The following is an 11,264-nucleotide window of genomic DNA, read 5'->3' on the forward strand; positions in this document are numbered from 1 at the left end:
GGATCTTCGGTGTGCCCACTCTACTGGGGGACTTGGAGGTGGCGGTGGTCACCTCCGGGGGCGGGGAGGCGGGGGAAAGCGCAGGTCGCAGGGGTGGGGCGGAGGAGCGGGGGAGGGACCGGCCGTCGGGCCGGAAGCGGGCGAAGCTACCATGTGCGCAACACCCTCAGCTCGAAAGATGGACTTGTGACTGTCAACGACGACGTGTTCACGGACTGGAAGAACCGCGAGGAGATCGCGGAGTCGATGATCCCGATCATCGGGCGACTGCACCGGGAGAAGGACGTCACCGTCCTGCTCCACAGCCGTTCCCTGGTGAACAAGTCGGTGGTCAGCATCCTCAAGACGCACCGCTTCGCCCGGCAGATAGCCGGCGAGGAGCTCTCGGTCACCGAGACGATGCCGTTCCTGGACGCCCTGACCACCCTGGACCTCGGCCCCTCGCAGATCGACCTGGCGATGCTCGCCTCGGCCTACCGGGCGGACGACCGGGGCCTGTCGGTGGCGGAGTTCACCGCCCAGGCCGTCGCCGGTGCCACCGGTGCCAACAAGCTGGAGCGCCGGTCCGCGCAGGACGTCGTGCTGTACGGGTTCGGCCGCATCGGCCGGCTGGTCGCGCGGCTGCTGATCGAGAAGGCCTCGGGCAACGGCCTGCGGCTCAAGGCCATCGTCGTGCGCAACGGCGGCGGCGACGACCTGGTCAAGCGCGCCTCGCTGCTGCGCCGGGACTCGATCCACGGCCAGTTCCAGGGCACGATCACCGTCGACGAGGCGAACAACAAGATCGTCGTCAACGGCAACGAGATCACGGTGATCTACTCCAACGACCCGAGCGAGGTCGACTACACGGAGTACGGGATCAAGGACGCGATCCTGATCGACAACACCGGCCGGTGGCGTGACCGCGAGGGCCTGTCCAAGCACCTGCGCCCCGGCATCGCCAAGGTCGTGCTGACCGCCCCGGGCAAGGGCGACGTCCCGAACATCGTGCACGGCGTCAACCACGACATGATCAAGCCGGACGAGCAGATCATCTCCTGCGCCTCCTGCACCACCAACGCGATCGTCCCGCCGCTCAAGGCGATGGAGGACGAGTACGGCGTCGTGCGCGGCCACGTCGAGACCGTCCACTCGTTCACCAACGACCAGAACCTGCTGGACAACTACCACAAGGCCGACCGTCGCGGCCGCTCGGCGCCGCTGAACATGGTGATCACCGAGACCGGTGCCGCCTCGGCCGTCGCCAAGGCGCTGCCGGACCTCAAGGCGAAGATCACCGGCAGCTCGATCCGGGTGCCCGTTCCGGACGTCTCCATCGCGATCCTGAACCTCCAGCTCAAGCGGGAGACCACCCGCGAGGAGGTGCTGGACCACCTGCGCGAGATCTCGCTGACCTCGCCGCTCAAGCGGCAGATCGACTTCACCGACTCGCCCGACGCGGTGTCCAGCGACTTCATCGGGTCGCGGCACGCCTCGATCGTGGACGCCGGTGCGACCAAGGTCGACGGCGACAACGCGATCCTCTACCTGTGGTACGACAACGAGTTCGGCTACTCGTGCCAGGTGGTCCGGGTCGTGCAGTACATCTCGGGCGTCGAGTACCCGACGTTCCCGGTGTCGGCGGGCTGATCCGGCGGTTGGATCGGTTTCGACGGGGCGGTGACCTTCTGGTCGCCGCCCCGTCGGCGTCGGGGCCCGGGTGCGGGCGCGCGGGGTGGGGGAGAGGCCGTCAGGCCTTGGCCAGGCCCGCGTCCGGGACCTTGCCCGACTGCGCCTGCTCGATCCGGTTGACCAGCATCACGGCGAACCGCCGGGCGGCGGGCAGGTCCACCGGCCCGCCCTCGGTGGTCACGCTCGCCACCACGGTGCCCGAGCGCACCACGATGCTCACGCCGTCACCGTCCGCCAGCGGCCCCACGAAGGCCTGGCTCTCGCTGCCCACCGCCGGAGCCTCGACCTTCTTGAACGGCCCGACCGGGTAGGAGGCGTACGTCTCCTTCGCCCGGCTCTTCGCGGCGTCCCGGCTGGGCAGGGTCTCCACCAGGAAGCGGGTCACCAGGTCCCCCGAGGAGAACCGGACCGACCCGCTGAGCGGCTTGCCGCTGCACGGGGCCGAGGCCGTGCAGGTCACCGCGTGGTCGGCGGTGTCGACCTTGCGCTTCTCCTCCTGCCACCCGGCCATCGCCTTGGCGTCGGGCAGCACCTGCCCGACCACCTTGTCGTCCAGCAGCGGAGCCTCCAGGTCCGCGCTGGGCGCCGCCGCCGGCGCCGTCACCCCGCCGCCCGCCCCGGCCGCGGGCGCCGAGGCCCCGGCGGACCCACCCGGCGAGGGAGCCCCGGCCGCCGTCGGTGCCGACGCCGTACCGCCCGGGGCCGACGCCGTACCACTCGGGGCCGCAGCGCCCGCAGCCGTCGAACCGGGCGTTCCCGCAGCGCCCTTGGCCGCCTCCGACCCTCCGGACGAACACCCCGCCAGCACCCCGGCCAACACTCCGGCCGCCACCACGACGGTGACCCGCCGACCACCCATCCCCATGCGCCCACTCCCTTACGGCTGTCCGTGAACCCTCAAGATAGCGACCCCCCTGCACACGAACGGCCCCGCCCCGGGTCTCACGAGCCACCCCCGGCCTCACGACAACGCGGCGAGGTGCGTGCCCCGGCGTCGCGCGCCCGGCGGGAATCGTCAGACACGCCCCAGGGCGAGCAGGGTGTCCAGGGCGCAGTGGGGCACCAGCCAGCCGGGCAGCGGGCCGGTCGGGTCGGTCGCGGCGGCGCAGGCGGCGGTGAGGGCGGCCTCGGCGGCGAGCAGGCCGTCGGCGAGGACGAAGGCGACGCCGTCCACCGCGTCCGGCCCGACCAGGATCCGGGTGTGCTCGATCCGGGCCCCGGCGGGCAGGCCGCGGGTCAGCCCGTCCCGGACGGCCTCGGGGGAGGGCGGGTGCGGGGCCGGGCGGTCGGGGTGGTCCGGGGCGCGGAGGTGGAAGCGAATGGCGTGCACGTGACCCAGCCTGACGGATCGTCGGTGCCGACGGCACCCAGCCTGCTGTCAGAAAACTGTCAGGCAGCAAGATGTCACCCGTTCCCGGGCTCCGGCGCCCCCGGCCCCGGGCGGCGCTGGGCTGGGCAAACGGATGTCGGTCGGCCGTGATATGTACTCACCTGGGGCGGTCACTGTGCGGCCGTGCGATTGATGCCGATGATGTTCGAGGGGGCCACACACATGCCGCTGTTCCGACGCCGCTCGGGCGGGGAGGGCGAGCCCGGCGCGCAGGACCGCGCCGGTCGGCGCGGGTTCGGGTTCGGGCTGGGCCGACGGGCCGCCTCGGCGGCGCCCGGGCCGGCGGCCGGCCCCGGGTCGGCGCCGCGGCTCGACCCGGCGTTCGGCGACGAGTCCGTGCGGCTGCTGCTCGGGCAGGCCGCCGCCGGGGACTGGACGGCGCTGCGCCCCGCGCTGGCCGCCGCGACCGGCGCCGAGCTGAACTTCCTGGTCGGCGCGGTCTCCGACGTCGCCGGGGTCGAGCAGTGGACGGCCCGCGCGGTGGCGGACGCCCCCGGCGACGCGCTGCCGCTGCTGCTCTCCGGGGCCCGGCACGTCACCTGGGCCTGGGAGGCGCGCAGCGGCGCCCGGGCCAAGCACGTCGGCGAGGAGCAGTGGAAGCTGTTCCACCAGCGGCTGGACGTCGCCGAGGAGCAGCTGCTGGAGGTCGCCGAGCGGGAGCCCGGCTGGCTCGCCCCCTGGTTCTTCCTGCAGATCAGCGCGCGCGGCGCCTCGCTCGGCGAGGAGGTCGCCACCGCCCGCTTCGAGGCGGCGGTGCGCCGGGCGCCGGGGCACCCGGGCTCGCACCGCCAGCGCCTGCAGCAGCTGTCCGCCAAGTGGGGCGGCTCGCACGACGCCATGCACGGGTTCGCCCGCTCCTCGATGCTGGCCGCCCCCGAGGGCAGCCCGCTGGGCGAGCTGGTGGCGCTCGCCCACCTGGAGCGCTGGCTGGACCTGCCGGACGGCGAGGACCACGCCTACCTGTCCGGCCCCGCCGTGGTGGCCGAGTTGCAGGAGGCCGCGTTCCGCTCCGTCCTGCACCCGGACTTCGTCCCGGACCGCGGCTGGCAGTCGAGCTTCAACACCTTCGCGATGGCCTTCTCGCTCGCCGACCAGCGCAGGACGGCGCGGCTGCTGTTCGACGCGCTGGACGGCACGGTCACCGAGTCGCCCTGGCACTACCTGGCCGGCGACCCGGTCAAGGCCTTCCGCGCCCACCGGGACCGCTGCGCCGCGTACTGACCCGCGCCCCCCGTACGTCACCCCTTCCGCATTCCGCGACCGAAAGAGCCTCCGGTGTCCCCAACCGACAACCCGACGAGTGCGCACACCTTCCAGGTGGACCTGCGCGGCCTGGTGGACCTGCTCTCCCACCACCTCTACTCCAGCCCGCGGGTCTACCTGCGCGAGCTGCTGCAGAACGCGGTGGACGCGATCTCCGCCCGCCGCGCCCTCGACCCCGGGGCGCCGGCCGCCATCACCGTCCGGGCCGACGACGAGCTGTCCGTCACCGACACCGGCATCGGCCTGACCGAGCAGGACGTCCACACCTTCCTCGCCACCATCGGCCGCAGCTCCAAGCGCGACGCCGACGGCGGGCTGGACGGCGACGGCCTGGCCCGGGCCCGCGGCGACTTCATCGGTCAGTTCGGCATCGGCCTGCTGGCCTGCTTCGTGGTCGCCGACGAGATCACCGTGGTCACCCGGCACGCGGGCAGCCCGGACGCGCCGGTGATCGAGTGGCGCGGCCTGTCGGACGGCAGCTACACCATCCGCACCCTGCCCGCCTCGGCCAAGCCCGAGCCGGGCACCACCGTCACCCTCGCCCCGCGCGCCGACGCCGCCGAGTGGACCCGCCCCGCCCGGGTGCTCACCCTGGCCCGGGACTTCGGCAGCCTGCTGCGCCACGACGTCACCGTGATCGACGCCAACGGCACCGAGCACGCGGTCAACCGCACCCCGCCGTGGGCCGAGCGGCACGGCTCCCCGCTGGCCCGGCGCGACGCGCTCGCCGAGTACTGCCGGAGCACCTTCGACTTCGTCCCGCTCGACACCATCGAGCTGGACCTCCCGCTGGTCGGCCTGCGCGGCGTCGCGTACGTGCTGCCCGACGCCGCCCCGCCCTCGCGCCGCCACGGCCACCGGGTGCACCTCAAGGGCATGCTGCTCTCCGACCAGGCCGACGAACTGCTGCCGGACTGGGCGTTCTTCGTCCGCTGCGTGGTGGACACCGACGGGCTGCGCCCGACCGCCTCGCGCGAGGGCCTGTACGCCGACGAGACGCTGGCCGCCGTCCGCGACGCGCTCGGCGCCCGGATCCGCGACTGGCTCACCGGCCTGTCCGCGAGCGACCCGGCGCTGCTGCACCGCTTCCTCTCCGTGCACCACCTGGCCGTCAAGGAACTCGCCCGCTACGACGACGAGTTGCTGCGGATGATGCTGCCCTGGCTGCCGTTCGAGACCACCGACGGCAACGTCACCCTGGACGAGTTCGCGCGCAGCCACCCGGTGGTGCTGGTGACCCGTACGGTCGAGGAGTTCCGCCAGGTCGCCCCGGTGGCCGGCGCGGCCGGGCTCGGCGTGGTCAACGGCGGCTACACCTACGACCGGGACCTGGTCCACCGGCTGCCCGAGATACGCCCCGGCGTCTCCGTCTCCGACCTCGACCCGGGCACCGTCACCGCGCACCTGGACACCGTCGACCCGGCCGCCGAACTGGCCGCCGCCACCTTCCTGGCGATCGCCCGCGAGGTGGTCGGCCGGTTCGACTGCGACGTCGCCCTGCGCAGCTTCCACCCGACCAACGCGCCCGCCCTGCTGCTCGACAACCGGGAGGCCCGGCACGAGCGCACCCGCGCCCAACTCGCCGACGAGGCCGACGGGTTGTGGGCGGACATTCTGGGCTCGCTGCGCGCCGAGGCGCCCCGCGCCCAGCTGGTGCTGAACCACCTCAACCCGCTGGTGCGCCGCGCCGCCGGCGTCACCGACCACGACCTGGCCGTCACCGCCGTGGAGGCGCTGTACGGGCAGGCCGTGCTGATGACCCGCCGCCCGCTCAAGGCCAGCGAGTCGGCGCTGCTGAACCGTTCGTTCATCAGCCTGCTCGACCATGCGATGCTCGGCCACGAGGCGGCCGGCCCGGACCACGACGGCCCGAAGGGGGCGTGATGCTGGACACCCCCGGCGCGGTGATGGCCGCGCTGCGCGAGAACGACGCCCGCCCGTACGGCCGCACCCGCACCGTCACGGCCGAGGAACTCGTCGACGCCGCCGAACAGTTCGAGGACACCGAGGTCCGCTCGATGGCCCTGCTCGAACTCATGGAGGCCTACGAGTACGACGGCGAGAGCAACAAGAGCCCGGTCGTCTTCGCCTGCATCCTCAAGCTGTGGGACCAGGACCCGGACGGCTTCGGCGACTGGGCCGCGCAGCAGGTGTTCTGGCGCTTCAAGTGGGTGGCCGGCTCGCTGCGGGACAACCCGGACGTCCCGCTGCCCGCCGTCGAGCGCTGGCTCACCGAACTGCGCGACCGCTACCGGGCGGCCGGCCACGGCCTCCAGCCGTACTACGCCCAGCGCTACCACCTGGCCCGGCACACCGGCGTCGGGGTCCAGGACGCCTACGAGCTGTGGACGGCCCGCCCGCGCACCGAGCTGAGCAACTGCCACGCCTGCGAGACCCGCGCCCGCGCCCGGCACTTCCTCGACCTCGGCGAGGACGCCCGCGCCCTGGAGACCCTCGCCCCGGTGCTGAGCGGCCGCAGCAGCTGCGCCGAGGAGCCCTGCCTCAGCCAGTCCGTCGCACTGCTGCCGCTGCTGCGCCTGGGCCGCCTCGACGAGGCCCGCTCCACCCACCTCACCGGCTACCGCGCGGCCCGCGGCAAGGCCTCCATGCTGGCGGCGGTGGCCCGGCACATCGAGTTCTGCGCGCTGTCCGGCAACGAGCCGCGCGGGCTGGAGCTGCTCGCCGAGAACCGCGACCTGTTCGCGGTCACCGGTGAGCCCGGCGCCCGGCTGGACTTCCTGACCGGCGTCGAGGTGCTGATCGCCGCCCTGGCCGCGGCCGGCCACGGCGAGCTCGCGGTCAGCGGCCCGGCCGGCCGCGGCTGGACGGTCGACACTCTGCTCGCCCACCTGCGCACCGAGGCCGACGCCCTGGCCGCCCGCTTCGACGCCCGCAACGGCACCGACACGGTCGGCGCCGCCCGGCGGGCCCGGCTGGCCGTCCGGCCGCTGCTGGCCGAGCCGCTGGCACTCGGCGTACGGGCGCTCGCCGCACCGGAGTTGGCGGGCGCGGCCCCGGCCGTGGCCCCCGCGCCGCGGCGCACCGTCGAGGCCGTACCGGAGGACTTCGCCGCCCTGGTGCTGCGCGCCCGCGAGCTGGAGCTGCTCGGCCATCCGGACGGCGACCGGCTGTGGAAGCGGGTCGCCGAGCGCGCCGCCGCCGCGGACTTCACCCACCCGGAGCACGCCGAACTCGGCGGCCCGGAGCGGCTGCGCGCCGAACTCGCCGAGCAGCGCGCCCACGAGGCGCTGCAACGGGACGACCACGCCGAGGGCGCGGCCGGCCTGCTGGCGGCCGCCGAGCTGTTCGAGCGGGCCGGGCTGCCCGGCCCGGCCCTGATGGTCCGCACCCGGACGCTGATCGTCGAACTCGGCGAGGTCGAGGGCGCGGTGGCCGACTGGCCGGCCCTGGACGCCGCGCTGGCCCGGGCCGAGGAGCTGCGCGCCACGGGCGACATGACGGACGACGACTACCTGATCGTCCTGCAGTCGCTCGCCTACGCTGCCCACCACGACCTGGTCGAGGCGCTGCCCGAGCCGTCCGCCGGGACGACCGCGCGCTTCGAGGCGGCCGTCGGCGGCTACCGGCGCGCAGCCGTCGAGCTGGGCTCGGCCCGCCGGGCCGCGACCTCCCGGCAGTACCTCGCCGACGCCGCCGCCCGGCAGGGCCGGTCGGCCGAGGCGGCGGCCGAACTGCGCGAGGTGCTGGCCCAGTTGGAGGCGGCCGAACTGCCCTGGCACACCCCGCGGGTGCTCGGCCTGCTCGGCCAGGTGCTGCTCAAGGGCGGCGAGCCCGGCGAGGCGGTCGAGGTGTTCCACCGGGCGCTGGCCGAGGCCGTGCGCTGGGGCGACGACGCCTACCCGTACGCGCCGACGTACATGCTGCTCGGCCACGCGGCCATGCAGGTCGAGGACTTCGGCGGGGCGGTCCGGGCGCTGTCCGAGGCCGCCGCGCGCTTCGACCGGCTGGGGGACGGGGCGGTCGAGGACGCCGCCCGGGTACGGCTGCAGCTCGCCGAGGTGCTGCGCGGCACCGGCCGGGACGCCGACGCGGTGGCCGTGCTGGAGTCCGTCCTGGACGCCTCGGCCTCGACCGCCGGCCTGGACGCCCGGATGGTCGCCCAGGCCCGGCTGGACCTCGCCCGGGGCCTGGTCGAGCTGGAGGAGTACCGGGACGCCGCCGAGGAGTACCTGCGGCTGGCCGAGCTGGTCGCCGACTGGGAGGACCAGGAGACCCACACCATGGTCGCCTGCGAGGCCGCTCTGACGCTCGCCAAGGCGGGCAGCTGGGACGCCGCCGAGGCCGCCCTCGGGCGGGCCCGGGAGGCGCACGCGAAGGCCCCGCAGGTCGACCAACTGGCCTCCACCCTGCGGGAGTTCGCCCAGCTCACGATGTGCGAGCGGGGCGGCCCCGAGTGGCTGGACGCCGCGCTCGCCCTGCTGGCCGAGGCCGATGCGCTGGGCGAGGCCGCCGAGCGGGGCGGGCAGGAGTACACCGCCTGGTACCTGCGCGGCGGTTCGCACTACGCCCGGGCGCGCTGCCTGGCCGTCGCCGACCGCTTCGAGGAGGCGCTGGCCGAGGCCGAGCGGGCCGTCGAGGTCTACGGCGAGCAGGGCGAACCGGCCGGGGCGCCGCAGCCGGAGTCGCTGCGGGCCGAGTCGGTCCGGCTGGCCGCGCTGATCGAGGGCGGCGACCTCGACCGCCCGAAGGCCGCGGTGAAGCGGCTGACCGCGGCGATCGCCCGCGCCGAGGCGGCCGGCCTGACCGAGGCGCCGCGGGTGCTCGCCGAGCTGCGGGGGCGGATCGCGGGCGACTGAGCCGGGGCGTCACCGGTACCGGAAGAGGGGCGGGCGTCCAGGACGCCCGCCCCTCACCGCTGTTCCGGCGGGGTCAGCAGGGGCCGTCGTCACCCCAGACGCCCCATTGGCCGCTGGCGCTCGGCACCTCGTTCAGCGTCCACCACTTGGCGTGGTAGGTGTGGCCGTTGTACGAGACCTTGGCGCCCGCGGTGTACGTGGTGCTCGCGCTCCACGCCGGGGCGGTGCAGGTGCCCGGGTTGCCGGTGGGGCTGCCGGTCGGCGTGCCCGGGCCGGTGGGCGGGGTGGTCGGGGGCGTGGTCGGCGGGGTGGTGGGCGGGGTCGCCCCGGCGAACTTCACGGTGTACTTGGTGAAGTCCCAGTCGCTCTGCGCCACGCTGGAGCAGGAGCCGGACAGGCCCGGGTCCACCGGGCCGGTGCACTGGCGGTCCCGGTTCACCGACCAGTAGGTGTAGCGGGCCAGGCCGTGCGCGGTGGCGAAGTCCAGCACGCTCTGGAAGTCGGCCTGGCGGAAGTACTCGGCGGCGTCGGTCCGGCCGTTCATCATCGACACGCCCTCGTGGGCGTACGCGGTGGCCTCGCTCCAGCCGAAGGTGGTCTGCAGGATCTGGTTGAACTTCACCAGCGCGTCGGTCTGCGCCGCGGCGCCGTTGAAGCCGCCGTCGAACGGCATGATCGAGTAGTTGTTCGGCGTGAAGCCCTGCGACTTGGCCTCGTTGAGCATCTGGGTGCCGAACCAGCCGGTGCCGGCGTTGGTCCCGGCGGTGGTGATCGAGACGTACAGGCCGGGGTTGTTCTGCTGGAGGATGCGGGCCGCGCCGATCTCGTTGTGGATGGCGGCGGTGTTCTCGTACTCCGGCTCCTCCAGGTCGAAGTCGATCGCCTTGAGGCCGTACTTGGTGATGACCTGCTGGTACCCGGCGGCGGTCGCCTCCGGGGTGCCGCAGACCTGGCCGAGCTTGGTGCCGCCGTACCCGCCGACCGACACCGAGACGTCCCCGCCCTTGCCGCGGATGGTCTGGATGACGGCGGGCATGGCGGTGTCGGAGTCGATCGAGGAGGTGCCGCCCCAGGCGGGCGAACAGCTGTTGCCCTGGGCGAGGACGAAGGCCAGCTGGAAGGCCTTCTGGCCGGTGGCGTCCATCACGGCGGCGGCGTCCGGCGGGCTGTTGTCCTCGGGCATCAGGTACGGCGCCGAGGCGTACCAGTTGCTGCCCAGGCCGGCGGCGGTGGTGCCGGTGGTGGAGGCGGAGGCCGGGCCGGTGCCGGCCAGGGCGGCGAAGCCGCCGGCGACCAGGCCGAGCACGCCGGCCACGGCGAGGGCGGCCCGGGATCTGCGGGTGGTCGGTGCGGTGCGTGGCTGTGGGGGAAGTGCGCGGTGCATCGGGGTGCCTTTCCGGGAGGCGTGCGTGGGGGAGGGCCCGTGCGCGCCGGAGGTGGGGGTGGCGCGGGCAGGCCGAACTGTCCCGGGGCGTGGGGTGGTTGCCCAGAGCTCCCACTGGTATAGACCTTTCCCGGAGGGCCGGTCAAGGGTCCGGTCAAGGGCCCGGCCGGGCGGGGGGCGGGCGCGGGCGTGGCGGAGGCGCGACGGAGGCGCGACGGCGGCGGAGCGGGGCCGCGGAAAGGGAATCGGCTCGTCCGGATCAAAGCTCGATGATCCTCGAATTTGGTCTAGACAGGTTCTCGAACGGTCGGTTAGCTTTCGGACCACGAGATCTCGTGGGTAACCGCACAGCCTCTCCAGTCCACCTTCCCGAGCGGAGGAAAAAATGGTTCAGGCGATTCTCAACCTGGTCGACCGGGCGGTTTCCGGCGGACGCAAGGCGCAGGCCGCCGACGCGTATTGCCAGTGCCCGGCCGGCACCACCACCAACTGCGTCGGTGAGACGCTCTACGTCCGGGAGTGCTGCTCCTGGAACTGTGCCGTCGCCCCCAGCTGCATCACCTACGCGATCGTGGGCGGCTGCTGACCCGACCGGCTCGGCCGACTGATCCGGCCGGCTGACACACGGCCGCCGGTGCCCCCCCCCAGCGGGAGCGCGGGGGGCGGGGGGGGGGGGGGTATTATACCCATACTCTTTGTGTGGTGTTGGACCCGGAGCACGGGGGGGTGTTGCCCCATT

General features: G+C 74.0%; 8 protein-coding genes. 5 read left to right on the top strand and 3 right to left on the bottom strand.

All coding sequences use genetic code 11. The features are described 5' to 3' along the window. Positions 1–186 precede the first annotated feature (186 nt). Entirely contained in the window at positions 187–1,629 is a 1,443-nt protein-coding gene (locus tag ACFV8H_RS05340; RefSeq protein ID WP_380396634.1) for a glyceraldehyde-3-phosphate dehydrogenase, read from the top strand. Positions 1,630–1,729: 100 nt separating this feature from the next. Here the strand turns inward: ACFV8H_RS05340 and ACFV8H_RS05345 are convergent, their stop codons facing one another. Together ACFV8H_RS05345 and ACFV8H_RS05350 are read right to left on the bottom strand one after the other, a co-directional pair. Continuing rightward, on the bottom strand, positions 1,730–2,275 hold the full coding sequence (locus tag ACFV8H_RS05345; protein ID WP_375894283.1) for a hypothetical protein: 546 nt from the start codon (positions 2,273–2,275) through the stop codon (positions 1,730–1,732). 411 nt (positions 2,276–2,686) lie between these two features. Then, entirely contained in the window at positions 2,687–3,001 is a 315-nt protein-coding gene (locus ACFV8H_RS05350) for a hypothetical protein (protein ID WP_380396636.1), read from the bottom strand. Between the two features lie 222 nt (positions 3,002–3,223). Here ACFV8H_RS05350 and ACFV8H_RS05355 point away from each other — a divergent pair, with 222 nt between their 5' ends. The 3 genes from ACFV8H_RS05355 to ACFV8H_RS05365 are packed head-to-tail and all read left to right on the top strand — an operon-like array spanning position 3,224 to position 9,141. Further along, a complete protein-coding gene (locus ACFV8H_RS05355; protein WP_380396638.1) occupies positions 3,224–4,282 on the top strand; it encodes a hypothetical protein in 1,059 nt (352 codons plus the stop codon). A 54-nt stretch (positions 4,283–4,336) separates the two neighbouring features. Further along, complete coding sequence (locus ACFV8H_RS05360; protein WP_380396640.1) at positions 4,337–6,208, top strand: HSP90 family protein; 1,872 nt, start codon at positions 4,337–4,339, stop codon at positions 6,206–6,208. Continuing rightward, a complete protein-coding gene (locus ACFV8H_RS05365; RefSeq protein WP_380396642.1) occupies positions 6,208–9,141 on the top strand; it encodes a hypothetical protein in 2,934 nt (977 codons plus the stop codon). Before ACFV8H_RS05360 ends, ACFV8H_RS05365 begins: the two co-directional genes overlap by 1 nt. A gap of 73 nt (positions 9,142–9,214) precedes the next feature. On the opposite strand, the gene ACFV8H_RS05370 is transcribed toward ACFV8H_RS05365, so the two are convergent. Then, positions 9,215–10,525, bottom strand: coding sequence for a carbohydrate-binding protein (locus tag ACFV8H_RS05370; protein ID WP_380396644.1), 1,311 nt, complete (start codon positions 10,523–10,525; stop codon positions 9,215–9,217). Between the two features lie 385 nt (positions 10,526–10,910). Here ACFV8H_RS05370 and ACFV8H_RS05375 point away from each other — a divergent pair, with 385 nt between their 5' ends. Continuing rightward, positions 10,911–11,111, top strand: a complete 201-nt coding sequence (locus ACFV8H_RS05375; protein ID WP_375894266.1) for a hypothetical protein — start codon at positions 10,911–10,913, stop codon at positions 11,109–11,111. Positions 11,112–11,264 lie beyond the last annotated feature (153 nt).

It is taken from the genome of Kitasatospora sp. NPDC059827 (assembly GCF_042731675.1).
GTDB lineage: Bacteria > Actinomycetota > Actinomycetes > Streptomycetales > Streptomycetaceae > Kitasatospora.

What these genes read in the sequence shown, in the direction of transcription:
- ACFV8H_RS05355 (WP_380396638.1), top strand. Translation starts at nt 3,224, where the DNA reads ATGCCGCTGTTCCGACGCCGCTCGGGCGGGGAGGGCGAGCCCGGCGCG.
- ACFV8H_RS05365 (WP_380396642.1), top strand. Translation starts at nt 6,208, where the DNA reads ATGCTGGACACCCCCGGCGCGGTGATGGCCGCGCTGCGCGAGAACGAC.
- ACFV8H_RS05370 (WP_380396644.1), bottom strand. Translation starts at nt 10,525, where the DNA reads ATGCACCGCGCACTTCCCCCACAGCCACGCACCGCACCGACCACCCGC.
- ACFV8H_RS05375 (WP_375894266.1), top strand. Translation starts at nt 10,911, where the DNA reads ATGGTTCAGGCGATTCTCAACCTGGTCGACCGGGCGGTTTCCGGCGGA.